This window comes from Sphingomonas sp. CFBP 13733, from assembly GCF_014841795.1.
Taxonomy (GTDB): Bacteria; Pseudomonadota; Alphaproteobacteria; order Sphingomonadales; family Sphingomonadaceae; genus Sphingomonas; species Sphingomonas aerolata.
In genome coordinates this window covers 552092-571336 of sequence record NZ_JACYUP010000003.1, presented here as the reverse complement: position 1 = coordinate 571336, position 19245 = coordinate 552092, and the positions used below count along the sequence as shown (strand labels likewise).

25 protein-coding genes are annotated in these 19245 nt (G+C 65.6%); 17 read left to right on the top strand and 8 right to left on the bottom strand.

Features of this window, described 5'->3' with window-relative positions:
* Positions 1-29: 29 nt before the first annotated feature.
* Both mnmE and IFT71_RS11320 read right to left on the bottom strand, forming a co-directional pair.
* Positions 30-1310 carry a tRNA uridine-5-carboxymethylaminomethyl(34) synthesis GTPase MnmE gene (gene mnmE / locus IFT71_RS11325; RefSeq protein ID WP_192140858.1) on the bottom strand — a complete coding sequence of 427 codons (1281 nt, stop codon included), beginning with the start codon at positions 1308-1310 and terminating at the stop codon, positions 30-32.
* 8 nt (positions 1311-1318) lie between these two features.
* Complete coding sequence (locus IFT71_RS11320) at positions 1319-1573, bottom strand: DUF6489 family protein (protein WP_031440901.1); 255 nt, start codon at positions 1571-1573, stop codon at positions 1319-1321.
* A gap of 56 nt (positions 1574-1629) precedes the next feature.
* Between IFT71_RS11320 and IFT71_RS11315 the strand changes: the two genes are divergently transcribed.
* From IFT71_RS11315 to IFT71_RS11305, 3 genes are read left to right on the top strand one after another with little or no spacing between them, the layout of a single operon-like run.
* Positions 1630-2103, top strand: coding sequence for a methylated-DNA--[protein]-cysteine S-methyltransferase (locus IFT71_RS11315; protein WP_192141258.1), 474 nt, complete (start codon positions 1630-1632; stop codon positions 2101-2103).
* The gene (locus IFT71_RS11310) at positions 2100-2801 is read left to right on the top strand and encodes a dienelactone hydrolase family protein (RefSeq protein ID WP_192140856.1); all 702 of its coding nucleotides are present in this window, start codon (positions 2100-2102) and stop codon (positions 2799-2801) included. Before IFT71_RS11315 ends, IFT71_RS11310 begins: the two co-directional genes overlap by 4 nt.
* A complete protein-coding gene (locus IFT71_RS11305) occupies positions 2798-3001 on the top strand; it encodes a hypothetical protein (RefSeq protein WP_192140854.1) in 204 nt (67 codons plus the stop codon). The genes IFT71_RS11310 and IFT71_RS11305 overlap by 4 nt, the downstream gene beginning before the upstream one ends.
* 87 nt (positions 3002-3088) lie before the next feature.
* Here the strand turns inward: IFT71_RS11305 and IFT71_RS11300 are convergent, their stop codons facing one another.
* The 4 genes from IFT71_RS11300 to hemE all read right to left on the bottom strand — a co-directional run bounded on the left by IFT71_RS11300 (position 3089) and on the right by hemE (position 7062).
* Positions 3089-3808, bottom strand: coding sequence for a TerC family protein (locus IFT71_RS11300; protein ID WP_031395108.1), 720 nt, complete (start codon positions 3806-3808; stop codon positions 3089-3091).
* 237 nt (positions 3809-4045) lie between these two features.
* The gene (gene rho, locus IFT71_RS11295; RefSeq protein WP_031395107.1) at positions 4046-5302 is read right to left on the bottom strand and encodes a transcription termination factor Rho; all 1257 of its coding nucleotides are present in this window, start codon (positions 5300-5302) and stop codon (positions 4046-4048) included.
* 273 nt (positions 5303-5575) lie between these two features.
* Positions 5576-6037, bottom strand: coding sequence for a CopD family protein (locus IFT71_RS11290; RefSeq protein ID WP_031440904.1), 462 nt, complete (start codon positions 6035-6037; stop codon positions 5576-5578).
* A complete protein-coding gene (hemE, locus tag IFT71_RS11285) occupies positions 6034-7062 on the bottom strand; it encodes a uroporphyrinogen decarboxylase (protein WP_192140852.1) in 1029 nt (342 codons plus the stop codon). Before hemE ends, IFT71_RS11290 begins: the two co-directional genes overlap by 4 nt.
* Positions 7063-7411: 349 nt before the next feature.
* Between hemE and IFT71_RS11280 the strand changes: the two genes are divergently transcribed.
* The 11 genes from IFT71_RS11280 (at position 7412) to IFT71_RS11230 (ending at position 14493) form a co-directional block, all read left to right on the top strand.
* Positions 7412-8227, top strand: coding sequence for a pyruvate, water dikinase regulatory protein (locus tag IFT71_RS11280; protein ID WP_031440906.1), 816 nt, complete (start codon positions 7412-7414; stop codon positions 8225-8227).
* Entirely contained in the window at positions 8224-8817 is a 594-nt protein-coding gene (locus tag IFT71_RS11275) for a Maf family protein (RefSeq protein WP_192140850.1), read from the top strand. The genes IFT71_RS11280 and IFT71_RS11275 overlap by 4 nt, the downstream gene beginning before the upstream one ends.
* A gap of 127 nt (positions 8818-8944) precedes the next feature.
* Positions 8945-9760, top strand: coding sequence for a shikimate dehydrogenase family protein (locus tag IFT71_RS11270; protein WP_192140848.1), 816 nt, complete (start codon positions 8945-8947; stop codon positions 9758-9760).
* Positions 9757-10344, top strand: a complete 588-nt coding sequence (coaE, locus tag IFT71_RS11265; RefSeq protein ID WP_192140846.1) for a dephospho-CoA kinase — start codon at positions 9757-9759, stop codon at positions 10342-10344. The genes IFT71_RS11270 and coaE overlap by 4 nt, the downstream gene beginning before the upstream one ends.
* Positions 10345-10351: 7 nt before the next feature.
* Positions 10352-11044 (top strand): DNA polymerase III subunit epsilon, encoded by a 693-nt coding sequence (dnaQ, locus tag IFT71_RS11260; RefSeq protein ID WP_192069677.1) that lies wholly within the window; start codon positions 10352-10354, stop codon positions 11042-11044.
* A 49-nt stretch (positions 11045-11093) separates the two neighbouring features.
* Entirely contained in the window at positions 11094-11690 is a 597-nt protein-coding gene (hpf, locus tag IFT71_RS11255; protein WP_159512081.1) for a ribosome hibernation-promoting factor, HPF/YfiA family, read from the top strand.
* Positions 11691-11791: 101 nt separating this feature from the next.
* Positions 11792-12259 (top strand): PTS sugar transporter subunit IIA, encoded by a 468-nt coding sequence (locus IFT71_RS11250; RefSeq protein WP_107931477.1) that lies wholly within the window; start codon positions 11792-11794, stop codon positions 12257-12259.
* Positions 12249-12728: a PaaI family thioesterase gene (locus IFT71_RS11245; protein ID WP_031395097.1), complete on the top strand. Its 480-nt coding sequence runs from the start codon at positions 12249-12251 to the stop codon at positions 12726-12728. The genes IFT71_RS11250 and IFT71_RS11245 overlap by 11 nt, the downstream gene beginning before the upstream one ends.
* 10 nt (positions 12729-12738) lie before the next feature.
* Complete coding sequence (locus IFT71_RS11240) at positions 12739-13065, top strand: DUF1491 family protein (protein WP_192140844.1); 327 nt, start codon at positions 12739-12741, stop codon at positions 13063-13065.
* A gap of 189 nt (positions 13066-13254) precedes the next feature.
* Entirely contained in the window at positions 13255-13878 is a 624-nt protein-coding gene (locus tag IFT71_RS11235) for a cell wall hydrolase (protein WP_244654870.1), read from the top strand.
* A gap of 117 nt (positions 13879-13995) precedes the next feature.
* Positions 13996-14493 carry an MmcB family DNA repair protein gene (locus IFT71_RS11230; protein ID WP_192140840.1) on the top strand — a complete coding sequence of 166 codons (498 nt, stop codon included), beginning with the start codon at positions 13996-13998 and terminating at the stop codon, positions 14491-14493.
* 60 nt (positions 14494-14553) lie between these two features.
* On the opposite strand, the gene IFT71_RS11225 is transcribed toward IFT71_RS11230, so the two are convergent.
* On the bottom strand, positions 14554-15210 hold the full coding sequence (locus IFT71_RS11225; protein ID WP_244180452.1) for an ankyrin repeat domain-containing protein: 657 nt from the start codon (positions 15208-15210) through the stop codon (positions 14554-14556).
* Positions 15211-15284: 74 nt separating this feature from the next.
* On the opposite strand from IFT71_RS11225, the gene IFT71_RS11220 reads away from it, so the two are divergent.
* The 3 genes from IFT71_RS11220 to IFT71_RS11210 are packed head-to-tail and all read left to right on the top strand — an operon-like array spanning position 15285 to position 16994.
* Complete coding sequence (locus IFT71_RS11220) at positions 15285-15884, top strand: SCO family protein (RefSeq protein WP_192140838.1); 600 nt, start codon at positions 15285-15287, stop codon at positions 15882-15884.
* Positions 15881-16315 (top strand): YcgN family cysteine cluster protein, encoded by a 435-nt coding sequence (locus tag IFT71_RS11215; protein WP_031395091.1) that lies wholly within the window; start codon positions 15881-15883, stop codon positions 16313-16315. The genes IFT71_RS11220 and IFT71_RS11215 overlap by 4 nt, the downstream gene beginning before the upstream one ends.
* A gap of 4 nt (positions 16316-16319) precedes the next feature.
* A complete protein-coding gene (locus IFT71_RS11210) occupies positions 16320-16994 on the top strand; it encodes a YgjP-like metallopeptidase domain-containing protein (protein ID WP_192140837.1) in 675 nt (224 codons plus the stop codon).
* Here IFT71_RS11210 and IFT71_RS11205 read toward each other — a convergent pair.
* The gene (locus tag IFT71_RS11205; RefSeq protein WP_192140836.1) at positions 16970-19129 is read right to left on the bottom strand and encodes a transglycosylase domain-containing protein; all 2160 of its coding nucleotides are present in this window, start codon (positions 19127-19129) and stop codon (positions 16970-16972) included. The genes IFT71_RS11210 and IFT71_RS11205 overlap by 25 nt on opposite strands.
* Positions 19130-19245: the final 116 nt, after the last annotated feature.

Below are 19245 nucleotides of genomic sequence, written 5' to 3'. Positions count from 1 at the left end.
ATCGCGTCAAAGTTGTTCCACGTGGAACATCATTTGCCGATGCAGAACCGGCCGAACAGTGCGTCGAGCATCTCTCCGGTCGCGTCGAGACCCAGCACCGCAGCGAGCCCGGTGCGGGCTTCGCGAAGATGCTCCGCAACGATTAGCGGGTCCGTGCCCGCCGCACGCAGTGTCGCCGCAGCCCGCTCGCAGCGTAGGCGCTGGTCCGCCTTGAGCGCCAGATCGTCATTGCACGGAAGCAGAGCAACTGCGCGATCATGAACTATGGCCCAGAGCCGATCGAGCGATGCCTGATCGCTTTGCGAGAAGGCAATCATCCGACCGGGCGGGACGCCCCCGTCCCGCCCCGGCAGATCGGCTCGGGCGTGAACCCAGATCGCATCCTCGCGTGGCGGCGCCGTGTCAGCCAGCCACAGCAGCAGGTCCGCCGTAGCCATCGCGCTCTCCGCCCGGGCAACGCCGATCGCCTCGATCGGATCAAGCGTATCGATCAGACCCGCGGTATCAGTCAGGACATAAGCGACCCCGTTGCGCATAACAGGGACATCAATGCGGTCACGCGTTGTCCCCGAGATCGGCGATACGATCGCGGCATCGCGCTCCCCCATCAGATTGAGCAAGGTCGATTTGCCGCTGTTGGGGGGGCCGCCGATCACGACGCGAAGGCCGTCTTTCAGTCGCTCGACCGGGGGGCTCGCCACCACCGTCTCGATCTCAGCCGCCAGCGCTGCGAGATCGGCGAGCACCGCGTCGAAGGCCGCCGCATCGCTCGTCACGTCATCCTCGTCGGCAAAGTCGAGCATCGCCTCGATCCGTGCGGACAGCATCGCGACCGCGTCCATCCAGCCGCGCACCGCCTGGCTCACCCGCCCCTCGGTCGCGGTGATCGCGGCAACACGCTGCGCCTCGGTTTCGGCCTCGAGCAGATCCGCAAGCCCTTCGGCCTGGGTCAGGTCGATCCGTCCGTTACCAAGCGCGCGGCGGGTAAATTCGCCCGGCTCGGCCAGTCGTAACCCGGTCATCGCCGTAAGCGTGCGTTCGACCGCGGCGATGACCGCCCGCCCCCCGTGACAGTGGAGCTCGACGAGATCCTCACCCGTCGCGGTGGTCGGGCCTGGAAAGACGATCACCAATGCGCGATCGAGCATCGTCCCGCTGGCATCACGCAGAGCACGCAAACTGGCATGCCGCGCGGCAGGAAGCGGCCCGGCGAGCGCGACCGCTGCCGCAAACGCCCCCGGGCCCGATATCCGCACCACCGCGATCGCCGCGGGCGGGCGCCCGCTCGACACCGCAAAGATCGTCGTCATTCTGTTACTCAACCGCCCGTTTTGCCCGTCTGCGTCGCGCCGTCGAACATCCGTTTCCAGAACGCCATCCCCGCCTCGCCCATCGGCTGCCACCCGCGCATCATCGTCTCGATCATCTCGGGCTGCATCGCCCCGTCGCCGAGCCCGGGCATCGCCTCGATCATCATCGCGACATAGCGGTCATGGATCGGCGTCAGGTCGGGCAGGCCGACCGCGCGGCGGGCCTCTTCGGGCGTGCATTCGATTTCGATGTTCATCTTCATGGACGGCCCTTTCGGTGGCGCTTGAGCCGCACGGCGGGGCACGGCATAGCGTGGCAATGTATGCGCGGGATGCCGCCTCGATCGCAACGCCTATCGGGCTGATCCGCGTGACCGGCAGCACCGACCGGATCGACGCGATCGCGATCGACCGGGACGGCATCGTCGAGGCGACCATGAACCCGGTGATCCGCGAAGCGCTTCGCCAGCTCGACGCGTATTTTGCCGGCCGTCTCACCGTCTTCGACCTTCCGCTCGCGCCATCGCTGACGCCCCGCGGCGACGCGCTGCGCCAGGCGATCGTTGCGGTCCCTTACGGCCGGACCGCCAGCTATGGCGATCTCGCGCAGGCGATCCGGTCCAGCCCGCGTGCGATCGGCCAGGCCTGTGCGCGCAATCCGTTTCCGATCGTCGTCCCCTGCCACCGAATTCTCGGAGCCGGGGGCGGGCTTGGTGCGTATTCCGCAGGCCAAGGCCCGATCACAAAATCCCGGCTGCTCGATCTCGAACGGCCGCAAGGAGGATTGCTATGACCAACACCACCACCATCCCGACGCTCGCGGGCGACGGCAGCTTCACCGCCTATCGCGCGGTCCCCGCCGGCACGCCCAAGGCCGCGATCGTCGTGATCCAGGAGATCTTCGGCGTGAATGCCGGCATCCGCCGCAAGTGCGACACGCTCGCCGAGGCCGGCTATCTCGCGATCGCCCCTGACCTGTTCTGGCGGCTGGAGCCGGGCATCGAGCTCGACCCGGACGTGAAGCCCGAATTCGATCGCGCGCTCGAACTCATGGGCCAGTTCGACCAGGACAAGGGTATCGCCGATATCGAGGCGACGATCCGCGCCGCGCGCGGCGAACTTGGTGACGGCGCCAAGGTCGGCGCGGTCGGCTATTGCCTCGGTGGCCGCCTCGCCTTCATGACCGCGGCGCGCACCGACATCGATGCGAGCGTCGGCTATTACGGCGTAGGGATCGACGGGCTGCTTGGCGAGAAGCACGCGGTCGCAAACCCCGTGCTGCTCCACGTCCCCGAGGAGGATCATTTCGTCGACAAGGACGCGCAGGCGGCGATGCACGCCGGGCTCGACGATCACCCCAAGGTCACGATCTACGATTATGCAGGCGAGGATCACGGCTTCGCGACCGAGTTCGGCGAGCGCCGGTCGGATGCATCGGCCAAGCTGGCGGACGAACGCACCGCGGCATTCTTTGCCGAGCATCTGGGGTGAAGACGATTTCGGGCATGATGACCGGCCCGCTCGACATCATCGAGGATACCGACATTAGCGGGATGGTCACTGGAAAGGTCCGCGTGGGTCTGAATTGCCGGCTGCGCGTCTCAGGAATGGTGACCGGGAAGATCTATCTTGCCAAGGGTGCCGAGGTCGACATTCCCGGGATGTTCAACGGCAAGATCATCCGCCGCTGATCCCTCCGAACGCGCCCCCCTCGCCAAAAAAAAAGCCTCGCCGGACGATCCCGGCGAGGCCTTTTTCTTATCCGGACGCTGCCCCGATCAGCCGAGCAGCGAGACGATCCCGAGCGTTTCGCCGGTACCGGTCCAGCCCTCGTAGATCATCTTCACCGCGACCACGAGGATCACCGCCAGGCCGATATAGGCGATCCAGCGATAGCGGTTGATGATCCGCGCGATGAAGTTCGCCGCCAGACCCATCATCGCGACCGACAGCAACAGGCCGATGACGAGGATGCCGGGATGCTCGCGCGCCGCGCCTGCAACCGCGAGCACGTTGTCGAGGCTCATCGACACGTCGGCGACCGCGACCGCCCAGGCGGCGCTGGCAAAGCCCTTGGACGACTTGATCCCCGAGCGTTCGTCGCCCTCGATTTCCTCGGAGCCGGCATTCTGTGCACCCTCGCGGATTTCACGCCAGAACTTCCAGCTGACCCACAGCAGCAGCAGGCCGCCCGCGAAGATCAGCCCGACGATCCCCATCAGCCACGTCACGATCAGCGCGAAGAAGATGCGCAGGACGAGCGCCGCACCGATGCCGATCAGGATGACCTTCTTGCGCTGGTCGGCGGGAAGCCCCGCGGCGAGCGCGCCGACGACGATCGCATTGTCGCCGGCAAGGACGAGGTCGATCATCAGGACCGATCCGAACGCGGCCAGCGCCTTCGGGTCGCCGAGATTGGAGAAGTCGGCGACGATGTGCTGCCAGATTTCCAGCGGTGAACCGGGTCCGGTTACTCCCGATGCGGCGGTGGCCAGCATGGCGATGATACTCAAGATGTCAGCTCCCGGTGACGGGCCACCACCGACGTGCGGAGATGGCGGATTTCAATGGGTTTCATAGCAAAGCGGCACACGAAAGCCATTGCTCTCGCGTGCCGCATTTTGGGTCGGTGTACTGGGCCGGACATGGGCTTCGCCCATGTCGTCGGTCGGGGCGCTGCCCCGCCGGCCGAACCGGTGCGAGTCCTGCGCCAGCTTGGCGCAGGCCGCCCTCGGTTATTGATTCATGCTGTCGAAGAAATTCTCGTTGGTCTTCGAATCCTTCATCTTGTCGAGCAGGAACTCCATCGCGTCGATCGTGCCCATCTGCATGAGGATACGACGCAGCACCCACATCTTGGAGAGCTTGGCCTTGTCGACCAGCAGCTCTTCCTTGCGCGTGCCCGACTTGCCGACGTCGAGCGCCGGGAAGATGCGCTTGTCCGCGACCTTGCGGTCGAGCACGATTTCCGAGTTGCCGGTGCCCTTGAATTCCTCGAAGATCACCTCGTCCATGCGGCTGCCCGTGTCGATCAGCGCGGTCGCGATAATCGAGAGCGAGCCGCCCTCCTCGATGTTGCGTGCCGCACCGAAGAAGCGCTTCGGACGCTGCAGTGCGTTTGCATCGACACCACCGGTCAGGACCTTGCCCGACGACGGCACGACGGTGTTGTAGGCACGACCCAGACGCGTGATCGAGTCGAGCAGGATCACCACGTCCTTCTTGTGCTCGACCAGGCGCTTGGCCTTTTCGATCACCATCTCGGCGACCTGGACGTGGCGCTGCGCGGGTTCGTCGAACGTCGAGCTGACGACCTCGCCCTTCACGCTGCGCTGCATGTCGGTGACTTCCTCGGGACGCTCGTCGATCAGCAGGACGATCAGGAACACCTCAGGGTGGTTGTCGGTGATCGCCTTGGCCATGTTCTGCAACATGACCGTCTTACCGACGCGCGGCGGGGCGACGATCAGCGTGCGCTGGCCCTTGCCCTGCGGCGACACGATGTCGATCACACGCGCCGACTTGTCCTTGACGGTCGGGTCGGCGGGATCGAGCGTCAGCTTGCTCTCGGGGTAGAGCGGCGTGAGATTGTCGAAATTGACGCGGTGGCGGACGACGTCGGGATCGTCGAAATTGACGGCCGTTAGCTTCACCAGCGAGAAATAGCGCTCGCCGTCCTTCGGCCCGCGGATTTCGCCCTCGACCGTGTCACCGGTACGCAGGCCGAACTTCCGCACCTGGTTCGGCGAGATATAGATATCGTCGGGCCCGGCGAGATAGTTGGACTCGGGCGAGCGCAGGAAGCCGAAACCATCGGGCAGCACTTCGATCGTGCCAAGTCCCATGATCTGGTCGCCATTGTCTGCCTGCACCTTCAGGATCGCGAACAACAGGTCCTGCTTGCGCAGCGTCGAGGCGCTCTCGACCCCCAGTTCCTCGGCCAGCTGGACCAGCTCGGCGGGCTTCTTCTTCTTCAGGTCTTTGAGATGCATGGGGATTTCCGGATAGCGATCAACGGGAACAGGTTCGGTCTGCGGGTGCGCTGGAAAGCGGAACTGGGCGAGCCGAACAGGCAGGACCACACGACCGGGCAGGACGCCAGGAGGCCGTGCTGGGAATTGAGGTAGAATTGGGGGGGCGGTTAGTCAAGCGGTGACGGGGCGACCGCCTCGACCGCCATCTGGGGCTCGACCCAGGATCCAGAGCCACAAACGGTGTCCTCCGCCGCTCTGGATCCTGGATCAAGTCCAGGATGACGTGGGGAGTCAGAACGGCTTGACGATCACCAGCACGACGATGAGCGTCACCGCCAGCGCAGGAATCTCATTGAGCATCCGCAACTGCTTGCCCGTCAGCGTCGGCTTCCCCGCCGCGAGCTTCTTGGCGTAGCCGACCGTCCAGCCATGATAGCCCGTCAGCAGGAACACCAGCAGCAGCTTGAGATGCAGCCACCCCAGCCCCGGCGCGCCGTCCGCCAGCCCGAGGTTGAGCGCGAGCGCGAGTCCCAGCACCCAGACGACGATCATCGCCGGCGTCAGGATGATCTTCCGGATCTTGCCCTCGCGCTCGATCCAGCTCGCCGCCTCGGCTGCATTGCCCGCGGCCAGCGCTTCCTGATGATAGACGAGATAGCGCGGTAGCATGAACAGCCCCGCCATCCAGAAGATCACAAAGATCAGGTGTGCGGCCTTCACCCAATCATAGGCCGCCCCGAGAAAACCGCTCATGTCGTGCTCCTGACGCGGGCGATCAGTTGCTCGACATGCGCGATCGGCGTGTCGGGCAGGATACCGTGCCCCAGATTGAAGACGTGCGGACGATCACCGAATGCCCCGAGAATCCGGTCGATCGCCGCATCGAGGTCCGCACCGCCCGCGATCAGCGCGAGCGGATCGAGATTGCCCTGCACCGGCAGGTCGGCAGGCAGCGACGCGTGCGCCCAGACCGGATCGACCGTCTCGTCGAGCCCGATCGCATCGGCACCCGTCTCGCGCGCATAGGCGGGAAGCTTGCCCCCTGCCCCCTTCGGAAAGCCGATCACCGGCACGCCGGGGCAGCGCGCATGGAGTTCGTCGATGATCCGCGCGGTCGGCGCAATCACCCAGCGTTCGAACTGCGCGGGCGACAGCGATCCCGACCAGCTGTCGAACAACTGGACCGCATCGACTCCTGCCTCGATCTGGCGGACGAGATACTCGACAGTGTTGTCGGCGATCGCGTCGATGATCGCTCCGAAGGCCGCCGGATCGCGATAGGCGAAACGTCGCGTCTCGCCCTGATCCTTGCTGCCCTTGCCCGCCACCATATAGGTCGCAACCGTCCAGGGAGAGCCCGCAAAGCCCAGGAACGTCGTCTCGGCCGGCAAGGCCTCGGCGACCCGTGCGACGGTCTCGTAGACCGGCTCCAGCCGCTCCGGCACCGACTGCAGGCGATCGAGCGCATGATCGACCAGCGCGGGTTCGAGCCGCGGCCCCTCGCCCACCCCGAAGCTCAGATCCTGCCCCAGCGCCCAGGGAATCATCAGGATGTCCGAGAACAGGATCGAGCCGTCGAAGCCGAACCGGCGGATCGGTTGCAGCGTCACCTCGGCTGCGGCCTCGGGATCGGTCGCGAGCGCGAGGAACCCGCCCTTTTCCGCTCTGAGCGCGCGATATTCGGGAAGATAGCGCCCGGCCTGGCGCATCAACCACAGCGGCGGAGTCGCCTGACGGTTGCCGCGCAATGTCGCCAGAAGCGGCTTGAAAGTCGGCATATTGGGGGTCGGATCGGTCAGCGGAGCACCCTTCTTCTACTATAAGAAGATTCAAGAAAGAGGTTGTTGCAGTGGTTGGGCGGTTGATCACGGGACTTATGCGGTGATCCCGGAAATGCCAACAGTTTGACCTCTGGATACCCTTACAAACGCGCTGATTCGATTCAACCGTTCCCGCAACCCACAGCCTGTGGATAACTTTTCGGGCTGTGCGCGGCCTTGTGGATAAAAGGTGACTTATCCACAGCGACCGGCCCGCTTGGCGGGAGGCATGAGTTACGCTAGCCCTTATCCGCATGTTATCCACAGATTCATCCCGATGGCCCCTCGCGGCAGGGCTATGCGACCTATGATACGGCTCCATCTTCACCTGCTGTCGGACTCGACGGGCGAGACGCTGGAGAACATCGCCAAGGCCGCGCTCGCGCAATATGACGATGTCGAGACGGTCCGCCATTTCTGGCCGATGGTCCGCACGGAGGCGCATCTCGAACGCATCCTGCAGGAGGTCGCGCAGAATCCCGGGCTAGTGATCTTCACGCTGGTGAACCCCGCGACGCGGCGGATCCTCGAACAACGCTGCCTCGCACTCGGGCTGCCCGCGGTCGCGCCGCTCGATCCGGTCAACGATGCACTGTCAGGACTGCTGGGTCAGCAGGCCAAGGCGCGGCCGGGTCGTCAGCACGTCCTCGACGCCGCCTATTTCGCGCGCGTCGACGCGATCCAGTGGACGATCGCGCATGACGACGGGATCGCGTGGGAAGAATGGGAGGAGGCTGACATCGTCCTCGCCGGCGTCTCGCGCTCGTCGAAGACGCCGACCTCGATCTACCTCGCCAATCGCGGCTACAAGACTGCCAATATCCCGATCGTCGTCGAAAGCCCGCCGCCGAAGATCCTCTACGCCTTGCGGAAGCCGCTGATCGTGGGGCTGACGACCAGCGCCGACCGGCTGATCCAGGTGCGCCGCAACCGGCTGCTGTCGCTGCACCAGGCACCGGACACCTCCTATGTCGAGGAAGAGGCCGTGATGCGCGAACTCGCCTTTGCGCGGCGGATGTTCGCGGACAATGGCTGGCCGGTGATCGACGTGACACGGCGGTCGATCGAGGAAACCGCGGCGGCGATCATCGCGCTGTGCAACCAGCGCCGGCCCGAGGCATGAGCCTCGTGATCCTCGCCTCGCAGAGTGCGTCGCGTCGCGCGATGCTCACTGCGGCGGGCGTCGCGTTCGATGCGACCTTTGCAGGTGTCGACGAGGATGCGGCCAAGGCGGCCCTGGTCGCGCTGTCACCGCGCGATCTGGCCGATGCGCTTGCCGAACTCAAGGCAACGAAGGTCTCGACGCGGATGCCGGGGCATCTCGTCCTCGGCAGCGACTCGCTCGTCGCGCTGGAGGACGGCACGATCCTCGACAAACCGGTCGATCGCGATGACGCGGCCGCGCATCTGCGACGGATGTCGGGCACGCATCATGACCTGTGGAGCGCGGCGGTCATCGCGGAGAATGGCCGACCGGTGTGGCGCCATGTCGAACGCGCGCGGATGCATGTCCGGCCGCTGTCCGACGCGTTCATCGAAACCTATCTCGATGCCGAGTGGCCCGCGATCGCGGGGTGCGTCGGCTGTTACCGGATCGAGGGTCCGGGCGCACAGCTCTTCACGAAGATCGACGGCAGCCAGTTCACCGTGCTCGGCATGCCGCTGCTCAACGTGCTCGATTTTCTCCGGACCCGCGGTGCACTCCCCGCTTAGCGTGCGGGCCGCTGACGGCGATCGGCGTCCGTCTGGCAATCCCGGTGGTATCGATTACACGCGATCGATGCGCGGTGGGCGGCGTCGAACGCCGGCCAGCCAGCCCCGGGATCTTATGGAGTTCTGAATGACCCCTCGCCCCTATGCCGAAGTGATCGGCGATCCGATCGCACAATCGAAATCGCCACTGATCCACGGCTTCTGGCTCGACGCGCTCGGGATCGACGCTGAGTACCGGCACAAGCACGTCACCGCGGAAGAGCTTCCCGCCTATTTCGCTGAGCGAAAGAGCGATCCCGCATGGCGGGGGTGCAATATCACCATGCCGCACAAGCTGGCGGCGCTCGACCACGTGTCCGACCCCGGCGACGTCCGGGGTTCGATCGGCGCGATCAATACCGTCTTCCGCAACTCCACCGGCGACTGCATCGGTACGAATACCGATGCTGCGGGGTTCTGGGCGCCGATCGATGATCTCGATATCGCCGGCCAGCCCGTCACCGTGATCGGTGCGGGCGGCGCAGCGCGCGCGATCCTGTTTGCGCTGTCGCGTATGGGCGTCGGTCCGGTGACGATCCTCAACCGCAATCCCCTCAAGGCGGCGGCGTTGCTGTCGACATTCGGGCTCAAGGGACAGGCGTTGCCGATCGGTCCGGCGGTCCCGCCGTCGCGGCTGCTGGTCAATGCGAGCATCCTCGGCATGGCCGGTCAGCCGCCCCTCGACCTCGATCTCGGCGCGCTCGATCCCGACTCGCTCGTCTATGACATCGTCTATTCGCCGCTCGAGACCGGACTGCTCAAGGCCGCCCGCGCGCGCGATCTCGAAACCGTCGACGGGCTCGAAATGCTCATCGGCCAGGCGGCGGTCGCGTTCGAGATTTTGTTCCACGTGGAACCTCCGCGGGACCGCGACGAGGCCTTGCGCGCGCTGCTCACCGCATGATCGTCGGGCTTACCGGATCGATCGGCATGGGCAAATCCGCGGTCGCCGCGATGTTCGCGGAGGAAGGCGTCCCCGTCTTCGACGCCGATGCGACGGTCCACAAGCTGCAGAGTATCGGCGGCCGACTCGTCGACCCGATCGGCGCCGCGTTTCCCGGCACTGTCCATGACGGTGCCGTCGACCGCGCAAGATTGGGTGCGGCGGTGTTCGGCGACGACGCCGCGATCCGCCGTCTCGAGGCGATCGTGCATCCCGCGGTCGGTGAGGAGCGTCAGGCGTTTCTCTATTCTCATGCCGGCGCACTGGTCGTGTTCGACGTGCCGCTGTTGTTCGAAACCGGCGGTGACGCGCGCGTTGACTGCATCGTCGTCGTGACCGCCGCCGCCGATGTCCAGCGGGCCCGCGTGCTTGCCCGCCCCGGCATGACAGCCGAGCGTTTCGCCGCAATCCTCGCCCGCCAGACACCCGATTCCGAGAAACGCGCGCGTGCCGATCATGTCATTCGCACCGACACGAGTTTCGACGAAACCCGCGCGCAGGTTCGTGCGGTGATCGCTTGCGTGACGGGACGTGAGCGCCGATAACAGCCGGATGCGTGAGATCGTCTTCGATACCGAAACTACCGGCCTCAGCTTTTCCGGTGGCGATCGCATGGTCGAGATCGGCTGTGTCGAGATGGTCAACCGGGTCGAGACCGGGCGCACCTTTCACGCCTATTACCATCCCGAACGTGACATGCCGGTCGAGGCGTTCAACGTCCACGGGCTGAGCCAGGCGTTTCTCGCCGACAAGCCGCGGTTCGGCGAGGGCGTGGCGGACCTGCTCGATTTCGTCGGCGATGCGCCGATGATCGCGCATAATGCGAGCTTCGATTTCTCGTTTCTCAACGGCGAACTCGTCAAATGCGGACGGCCGATCATTCACCTGAACCGGATGATCGATACGCTGCAGATCGCCCGCAGCCGTCATCCGGGCGCGAAGCACTCGCTTGACGCACTGTGTTCGCGGTTCGGGATCGATCGGAGTCACCGCGTTCTCCACGGCGCGCTGCTCGACGCGCAGCTTCTGGCGCAGGTCTATGTCGAGCTGTTGGGTGGTCGCCAGATCGGTCTCGGCCTGCTCAGCGAGCGGACCGTCACCGCTGCGACTCCGGTCGTCGCACCGACGCCTCGTGTCGTTCGGCAACCACGTGTTTTCACGGTCAGCGAGGGAGACCTTGCGGCCCATGCCGCGTTTATGAAGGGGATCAAGGATCCGATTTGGGGGGCCGTGGCGTCCGGATGACGCCGGGCGGACGGAGCCAATAGGACCGTCCGATGAGAAGGAGACGATAATGGATATCCGGATTTCTGGTCATCAGGTCGCCACTGGCGATGCGCTCAACAGCCATGTGGAAGACCGACTCCAGGGTATCGCCGACAAGTATTTCTCGCGCGCCATTTCTGCCGAGGTTACGTTCGGCAAGGGGCCGCATGATGCCGGCTTCAAATGCGATATCGTCGCGCATGTCATGAAGGGGCTGGTGCTCAAGGGCCATGCCGATGCCTATGACGCCCGTGCCGCGTTCGACGGCGCCGCGGCCAAGATCGAAACCCAGCTTCGCCGCTATATGCGTCGCCTGAAGGATCGCCATGCCGGTGAAGCCGTGGCGATCGCGGAGAGCAACGGCTATGACAATGCAAGCTATACGCTGTTTCAGGAGCAGGTCACCGAGGACGATGCCCCCGATGCGCCCCTGATAATTGCCGAGACGCGCGTCGACATCCCCGAGGCCAGCGTATCCGACGCGGTGATGATGCTGGATCTTCGCAATACAGCCGCATTATTGTTCATGAATGCGGGTACTGGCGCGCATAACATGGTCTATCGCCGCGGTGACGGCACGATCGGCTGGGTCGAACCGCAACGCTCCGCATCCGCCGCACCCTAATAGAGCGCGCGAGCCGCAACAGCTGTTGTGACGCTGCGCTTTACGCCCCCGTGCAAACCGTTAAGGCGGGGCGTGCGGGGGCGCTTTGAGACATGAACAGCATGAATGACTTCAGTGATATGCTGCGTCCGGACGCGGTCCTGACCGGCATGGTCGCGGCAAACAAAAAGGCCGTGCTTCACCATGTCGCCACGCTTGCTGCCGACATTGTCGAAGGCGACGCAAAAACTATCGCGGACCGTCTGATTGCCCGCGAAAAGCTGGGCTCGACGGGATTTGGCGGTGGTGTCGCGATCCCGCATGCCAAGCTCGACGGACTGACACAGGTCACGGCGGTGTTCGCGCGACTGGCGCAGCCGATCGATTTTCAGGCCGTCGACGATCTGCCCGTCGATCTCGTCTTCATGTTGCTGTCGCCGACCGACGCGGGTGCGGTTCACCTGAAGGCGCTTGCCCGGATATCGCGTCGGCTGCGCGACAAGCTGTTCCTCGACAAGCTGCGCGGTGCAGGCTCGACCGATGCGCTCTATGCGCTGTTCACCGCCGATGCGGTCCGTGATGCCGCCTGAACTGGCCTCCGCCGGCGCCGAGGCGCATTTTCGTGCGCTCGAATCGCTCTACGCCTGTGCGCCGATCAACCGCTTCTTCGAATCGACGCTCGAGATACCGGAGGCCGGTGTTGCGCGGATCCGGTTCACGATCGACGAACGTCATTATCATGCCGGCGGTGCCGCGCATGGGACGAGCTATTTCAAGATGCTCGACGATGCCGCCTTCTATGCCGCAAACAGCCTCGTCACCGATCGCTTTCTCCTGACGACCGCGTTCAACCTGTTGCTGACCCGCCCGTTAAAGGCGGGGCCGGTCATCGCCGAAGGCCGCTGGATCAGCGGGAAGCGCCGCGTGTTCGTCGCCGATGCCCGGCTGATCGACGCCGAGGGGGAGGAGGCGGCGCGGGGGACGGGTACGTTCATGCGCTCGCGGATCGCCTTGGCCGGGCTTCCCGGATACCGCGTCTCGCCGCGTCCGCTGCCGTGATGGTCCTGCGATGAGCGACCGCCTTCCCAGCGGCGTCCTCGTCAGCGCGCTGCTCCGACGGGTCAACGACGCGGGCGGTTTTGGCGCAGTGCTCGCCAAGGGGGACGCACAGGGCGGCGCGATCCTCGTGGTCGCAATAGACCGAGGTGCCCTGCCCCGCCTGCTCGAGCGCGGGATCGGCGCCGATGGGCGAACGGCGTTGATCGACTCGACTCCGACCGAAGATCTCGACGGCTATTGGCGTCGACGGCGGTCGAGCGATCCGGATCTCTGGGTGATCGAGGTGGATGTCGCAGCGGCGGAACGGTTCGCCGCTGAAACGATCCTGGCCGATTGACTCCAAAGTCCCCCCGATAGAGGGGATATTCAACATTGATTGGCGTTGTGCTGGGACGGGTGCGATCCGGATCAGTTACGCAGTCGGGGGGATGCCTGGACGATCGGCTCGTACGATTGGTTCCGTGGTCCAACCGCATCTGAATAAGTTTGAATGACGATTTTGCAGCGGGCCGCAACGATTGCGGTCATGACCTTCTCTCTCGCCGGCCTGTTCGGCAACAGCGCGCCCAGCCAGGCGACCGGCGTCGATCGCTCGACCGCCAGCCTTACCGCACTCGCAAATCTAAACGCCCTCTCCTCTCAGAATGTTCCGCAGACCGTTCCCGCCGTGACGCCCGTCACCGCCGTCGAGCCCGCTGCACAGACCGCCGTCCCGACGTCGGCCGAAATCGAAGACGAAGAATTCGAAACGCTCGCTCAGGCCGTTGCCGCGCAGGATAGCGCCGCCGCCGACGAAGCGCTCCAGTGCCTTGCCGGCGCCATCTATTTTGAATCCAAGGGCGAGCCCCTCACCGGCCAGCTCGCCGTCGCCGAAGTCATCATCAACCGCGCCAAGTCGGGTCGTTTTCCCGCCGACGTCTGCGACGTCGTCAAGCAGCGCGGCCAGTTCAGCTTTGTCCGCGGCGGCCAGATCCCCGCGATCAACAAGGGCACGTCGTACCGCATCGCCATCGCCGTCGCGAAGGTTGCACTGGCCGATGCGTGGAACAGCCCGGCCGAGAAGGCGCTGTATTTCAACACCGCCGATCGCCGCCCTGCCGGCCGCGTGATCAAGGTCGCTTCGATCGGCAACCACGTCTTCTATCGCTGATCGACAGCCGATCCGGACAGGATCTGGTTCATGATCAGCATCACACCTGCATCGCCAACGCTATAAACAATCCGTGAACGCGCTTGCGTCGTTCGCGGATTGTTCTATTTCTGGCGCATGCTCGACACCCCCCCGGACTCCTGCATCGACGAACCCGGATCGCCCTTATGTGCCGCCGATGTGGCACGCGGCGTGATCCGGATGTTGTTGCGCCACGACCTGACCGCGATGGCCGAGGTTCCCCTCGACGGGGGGCGTCGCGCCGATCTGATGGCGATCGATGCCCGCGGGCAGATCGTCGTCGTCGAGATCAAGGTGTCGCGCGCGGATCTGGTCGGGGATGGCAAATGGCCTGAGTATCTCGGGCATTGCGATCGCTATTTCTGGGCGGTGCCGGCCGGGTTCGACATGCGGCCGCTGCACGGGGCGGCGTTCCTGCCCGAACGTACCGGGATCATCGTCGCTGACCGCTATGACGCCGCGATCGTCCGTGAGGCGCATACGACCCCCCTGCCCGCGCATGTCCGCAAGCGCTGCACTTTAGCCTTTGCGAGACGCGCCGCACGCCGCCTGATCGCACAGGTCGATCCCGACGCCGCCGGTCTCGCCTTCTGATCCGGCTGGCGGCTGATCCTCCCGATACGCGGCAGGATCAGCCGCCCGGCGACGTGATCGTCAGAATTTCGGTCCCGAAACTGCCTTGCGGGTCTTCTTCGGCGCATCGGCCAGCAGCTTGGTCACCACGACGTTGCGGCCGTCCTGCTTGGCATAATCGCGGGCCGACATGCCGGCGATGATATCCGCCTGATCGGGATCGGCGTTTTCGTTGAGCAGCACGCGGATCATGGCGATGTCGCGGCGCTGAACGGCGCGGATCAACGGCGTTTCCCCTGCCGAATTGGCAAGATTCGGATTGGCGCCGGCTGCGGTCAGGATCGGGATCATGTCTGTCTGGCCGAGCGTCACCGCGAGGAGCAGCGGCGTGTTGCCCTTGCCGTCGCGCAGATTGGCGTCGGCGCCCTTTTGCAGCAGGAACCGCAGATAGGTCTCGTCGGCGCGTTTGATGACGATGTGCAGCGCGCCCTCGCCGGTCGAGACGTCGCGCGCATTGACGATGCTGCTGCCCGGACGTCCGAGCATTTCGAGAACCTCGTTGTTCTTCGACTCGCGCACCGCGTTCAGGAATTTATAGCCTTCCGACTGGTTCTGCGCGTGTGCGACATGCGGGGCGATCAGGGTGGCAACGGGAAGCGCGATCACGGCTCCCATCAACAGGGCGCCCATGGTCTTGGCGCCCGTCGTCAGGGCGGGGCACTGGCGGATATACGACATCGATAGATCCTCGGGACGCGGGTGATGTGCGACGCTTGCGCCGCACGGGCTAACAGATCAAGGCTGGCTGTATCATGACCAATCGACGCCCCGCCCTTCTCGCCGCCCTCGCGCTCGCGGCGTGCAGCCCCTCTGCGCCCGATACGAGCGCGGCGCCCGCGACGCCGCCGCTTGCCGGCGCGCGGATCGGCGGGCCGTTCACGCTCGTCGATCAGGACGGGCAACAGGTCAGCGACCGCCGGTTCGCAGGCAAATACCGGATCATGTATTTCGGCTACACCTTCTGCCCCGATGTCTGTCCGACCGACATGCAGACGATCGGCGGCGCGATGAAACTGCTCGAGGCCAGCGATCCGGCGCTTGCGGCGCGGATCGTGCCGATCTTCGTGACCGTCGATCCGACGCGTGACACCCCTGCGGTCGTCAAACAGTTCGTCACCGCCTTTCATTCGCGCATCGTCGGGCTCACCGGCAGTCCCGCGTCGATCGAGACGGTAAAGAAGGAATTCGCGATCTTCTCAGCCAAGGGGGATGCCGCGCCCGGTGGCGGTTACCTCGTAAATCACTCGCGTCAGGCCTATCTGATGGATCCGGACGGCAAGCCTCTCGCGCTGCTGCCACAGGATAAGGGACCACAGGCCTTGGCCGACGACATCAAGCGCTGGGCCCGATGAGCGCCAGATTCTGGGAAGACACGCCGATCGAGAAGCTCGACCGCGGCCAGTGGGAAGCCCTGTGCGACGGTTGCGGCAAATGCTGCATCCACAAGCTCGAGGACGAGGATACCGGCGAGCTCGTCGCGACCAATGTGTCGTGCCGGCTGCTCGACCGGCGCAGCGGGCAGTGTTCGGATTATCGCCACCGCCATGCCTATGTTGCCGAATGCGTGCGGCTGACGACGTCGAATGTCCGCGACATCGACTGGCTGCCGTCGACCTGCGCCTATCGCCTGCGCGCGGCGGGCGAGCAGCTTCCCGAGTGGCATTATCTCGTCTGCGGCGATCGCGAGGCGGTCCACCGCGCCAAACAGTCGGTCCGCGGCTGGACGATCAGCGAGGACGAGGCCGGCGAGCTCGAATATCACGTGATCGACCGCGAACTCTGACGCGGTGATCGACGGCCTCGAGATCATCCGGCATCCGCGCGCGCGCCGGGCCCGGTTGTCGATCGATCCCGCCAGCGGCCGCGCCCGGCTCGTCCTGCCCAAGCGGGCGGCGCTGAAGCAGGCACTGGCCTGGGCGGAGGAGAAGGCGGACTGGATCGCCGAACAGCGCGCGCGTCTGCCGCAGCCGCAGCCCTTCGTCCCCGGTGCGGTCGTGATGGTCGCCGATGAGCCGGTGACGATCGCGTGGACCCCCGGCAGCCGCCGCACGGTGGTCCGCGACGGTGCGGTCCTGTCGCTGTCCGGTCCCGTCGAAACGATTCCCCGCCGCGTCGAGGCATGGCTCAAGCGTACCGCGCTGGGCCTGCTGGAGCAGGAAACCGCCGAATATGCCGCCAAGGCGGGAGTGAGCGTCACGCAGGTCGCGATCGGCGACGCCAGGGGCCGCTGGGGCAGCTGCGCGTCGAGCGGGGTGATCCGCTACAGCTGGCGGCTGATCCTCGCCCCCGGCTTCGTACGGCGGGCAACGGTGGCGCACGAGGTCGCCCACCGCGTCCACATGAACCACGCGCCTGCCTTCCACGCGCTCGTCGCCGATCTCTATGGTGAGGACCCCACCCCTGCGCGCGTCTGGCTACGCACGCATGGCGCGGCGCTTCACTGGGTCGGTCGATCGTCCTGAAAGCGATCGCGCGAACTCTCGCGTGACCAGTCCCGCTGGGGCGCGCGCGGCTGCGGCGCGGCGGGGTCGCGGCGTGGTGCATCCCGGCCCGTCACCCTGTCGATCCAGTCCTGGTTCAACTGCTGCTGCGGCACCGGCGGTGTCTGGTCGGACGCGTCCGCATCGGGGCGCGGTATCGGCTCGCCCGCCGGAGCATCGCTCGGCATATCCGGAACGCCGCCAGGCTCGATCGGATTGCCGTTCTCGTCGACCATCATCTGGCCGTTGTCGGGCTGGCCGAAATAGCTCTCCTCATCGGGTTCGAGCTGCCATTCGGGCAGGGTCACCTGCGTCTCGAACTGCTCGATCGGGCGACTGGCCGTGGCGGGCTTCATGAACGCCGCCCAGGCGCGCGCCGGTGCCGTACCGCCGTGCAGTCCGGAGATCGGCTTGGCATCGTCGCGGCCCATCCACACGCCGGTGGTGATGCCGCTCGAGAAGCCGAGGAACCAGCCATCCTTCGACGAACTCGTCGTGCCCGTCTTCCCCGCCACCGGGCGGCCGATCTGCGCGGCGCGCCCGGTGCCAGTGTTGACCGCGGTCTGCAACAGGTCGGTCATCTCGGCGGCGACATAGGGGGCGACGAGGACGTGGCTGCGATCGACCTCATGCGTGTAGATCGTCTGGCCGTTCGCGGTCACGCGGGTGATGCCATAGGGGGTCACCGCGACGCCCTTGCTCGCGACGCTGGCAAAGGCGCGCGTCATGTCGATCACGCGGACCTCCGACGTGCCCAGCACCATCGAGGGATGCGTGTTGACCGTCGTCGTGATCCCGAACCGCCGCGCCATGTCCGCGACGGTCGTGAAGCCGACCTCCTGCCCCAGCTTGGCCGCGACGGTGTTCAGCGAATAGGCAAAGGCCGTGCGCAGGCTGACCGCACCGGAATTGCGCCGCGAATCGTTGCGCGGGCTCCATCCGTCGATCGTCACGGGTTCGTCGACGATCGAATCCTCGGGCTTGTGCCCGGCTTCGAGCGCGGCAAGATACACGAAAAGCTTGAACGCCGAACCCGGCTGGCGGACCGCCTGCGTCGCGCGGTTATAGATCGACGAGACATAGTCCTTGCCGCCGACCATCGCCTTGACCGCGCCATCGCGGTCGAGCGACACCAGCGCGCCTTGTGCACCCGGGGGGGCATTCGCCCGGATCGCGGCATCGGCATCGCGCTGCATCGATAGGTCGAGCGTCGTCCACACCTCAAGCGGCGCCTCGGTCTCGTCGATCAGCGTGTCGAGCTGCGGCAAGGCCCAGTCGGTGAAGTAGCGGACGCTGTTCTGCTTCGGCTCGGGTGCCAGTTTGAGCCCCTGCACATCCGCATCGGCGGCCTCGCTCGCGCTGATGACGCCGGTTTCCGCCATCGTCTTCAGCACGACGCCCGCGCGGCCCATCGCGGCCTCGGCATCGGCAGTCGGCGAATAATTGGACGGTGCCTTGACGAGCCCTGCGATCACCGCCGCTTCGGCCAGCGACAGGCGGTCCGCCCCGTGGCCGAAGAACTTGCGCGACGCGGCGTCGATTCCGTAGGCGCCGCCGCCATAATAGACCTTGTTGAGGTAGAGTTCGAGGATCTGGTCCTTGCTGAACTTGCGCTCGAGCGCGAACGCCAGGATCCACTCGCGGAACTTGCGCCCGAACTTCTTCTGGTTGTTGAGGAAGACGTTGCGCGCGAGCTGCTGCGTGATCGTCGACCCGCCCTGAGTCCAGCGCCCGCGATCGAACCGTACCTTGACCGAGCGTGCGATCCCGACCGGATCGACGCCGAGATGCGAGCGAAAGCGCCGATCCTCGACCGCGACGGTCGCGTCGCGCATCACCGCGGGGATCTGGCCATAGGAAAGCCATTCGCCGAAACTCGGCCCCATCGACACGATCACGCTGCCATCAGCGGCATGCACCCGGATCATCTGGCCGTTGGGCGAGGATTTGAGGCTTTCGAAGCTCGGCAGCTGCGCGCGGGCGATATAGATCGCGATCACCAGCGCGCCGAGCGCGAGGATGGCAATACCGGCGAGAACCTTCAGGAGGAGGACAAACCGGCGGCGCCATGAGGAGCGAGGCCGAGAGGGGCGGGAAGCGGGACGCGCGCGAGCCATGAAGGGTCGACGAAATACGCCTTAACCGCGGCGCCGACAAGCGGTTCGCGTGTGCGCCCGCGGCACGCGCACTCCGCCCGGCGTTTCGTCGACAGTATTCATCGCCGCGCGACGGC

Bases quoted from the DNA above. Each gene is read 5' to 3' on its own strand.
- IFT71_RS11315 (WP_192141258.1), top strand. From the start codon at position 1,630: ATGTATGCGCGGGATGCCGCCTCGATCGCAACGCCTATCGGGCTGATC.
- IFT71_RS11220 (WP_192140838.1), top strand. From the start codon at position 15,285: ATGACCAATCGACGCCCCGCCCTTCTCGCCGCCCTCGCGCTCGCGGCG.
- IFT71_RS11320 (WP_031440901.1), bottom strand. From the start codon at position 1,573: ATGAAGATGAACATCGAAATCGAATGCACGCCCGAAGAGGCCCGCCGC.
- IFT71_RS11235 (WP_244654870.1), top strand. From the start codon at position 13,255: ATGACCTTCTCTCTCGCCGGCCTGTTCGGCAACAGCGCGCCCAGCCAG.
- IFT71_RS11250 (WP_107931477.1), top strand. From the start codon at position 11,792: ATGAATGACTTCAGTGATATGCTGCGTCCGGACGCGGTCCTGACCGGC.
- IFT71_RS11275 (WP_192140850.1), top strand. From the start codon at position 8,224: ATGAGCCTCGTGATCCTCGCCTCGCAGAGTGCGTCGCGTCGCGCGATG.
- mnmE (WP_192140858.1), bottom strand. From the start codon at position 1,310: ATGACGACGATCTTTGCGGTGTCGAGCGGGCGCCCGCCCGCGGCGATC.
- IFT71_RS11290 (WP_031440904.1), bottom strand. From the start codon at position 6,037: ATGAGCGGTTTTCTCGGGGCGGCCTATGATTGGGTGAAGGCCGCACAC.
- coaE (WP_192140846.1), top strand. From the start codon at position 9,757: ATGATCGTCGGGCTTACCGGATCGATCGGCATGGGCAAATCCGCGGTC.
- IFT71_RS11270 (WP_192140848.1), top strand. From the start codon at position 8,945: ATGACCCCTCGCCCCTATGCCGAAGTGATCGGCGATCCGATCGCACAA.
- IFT71_RS11230 (WP_192140840.1), top strand. From the start codon at position 13,996: ATGCTCGACACCCCCCCGGACTCCTGCATCGACGAACCCGGATCGCCC.
- IFT71_RS11300 (WP_031395108.1), bottom strand. From the start codon at position 3,808: ATGCTGGCCACCGCCGCATCGGGAGTAACCGGACCCGGTTCACCGCTG.
- IFT71_RS11245 (WP_031395097.1), top strand. From the start codon at position 12,249: ATGCCGCCTGAACTGGCCTCCGCCGGCGCCGAGGCGCATTTTCGTGCG.
- IFT71_RS11280 (WP_031440906.1), top strand. From the start codon at position 7,412: ATGATACGGCTCCATCTTCACCTGCTGTCGGACTCGACGGGCGAGACG.
- IFT71_RS11215 (WP_031395091.1), top strand. From the start codon at position 15,881: ATGAGCGCCAGATTCTGGGAAGACACGCCGATCGAGAAGCTCGACCGC.
- IFT71_RS11225 (WP_244180452.1), bottom strand. From the start codon at position 15,210: ATGTCGTATATCCGCCAGTGCCCCGCCCTGACGACGGGCGCCAAGACC.
- IFT71_RS11240 (WP_192140844.1), top strand. From the start codon at position 12,739: ATGAGCGACCGCCTTCCCAGCGGCGTCCTCGTCAGCGCGCTGCTCCGA.
- dnaQ (WP_192069677.1), top strand. From the start codon at position 10,352: ATGCGTGAGATCGTCTTCGATACCGAAACTACCGGCCTCAGCTTTTCC.
- IFT71_RS11310 (WP_192140856.1), top strand. From the start codon at position 2,100: ATGACCAACACCACCACCATCCCGACGCTCGCGGGCGACGGCAGCTTC.
- hpf (WP_159512081.1), top strand. From the start codon at position 11,094: ATGGATATCCGGATTTCTGGTCATCAGGTCGCCACTGGCGATGCGCTC.
- rho (WP_031395107.1), bottom strand. From the start codon at position 5,302: ATGCATCTCAAAGACCTGAAGAAGAAGAAGCCCGCCGAGCTGGTCCAG.
- IFT71_RS11205 (WP_192140836.1), bottom strand. From the start codon at position 19,129: ATGGCTCGCGCGCGTCCCGCTTCCCGCCCCTCTCGGCCTCGCTCCTCA.
- hemE (WP_192140852.1), bottom strand. From the start codon at position 7,062: ATGCCGACTTTCAAGCCGCTTCTGGCGACATTGCGCGGCAACCGTCAG.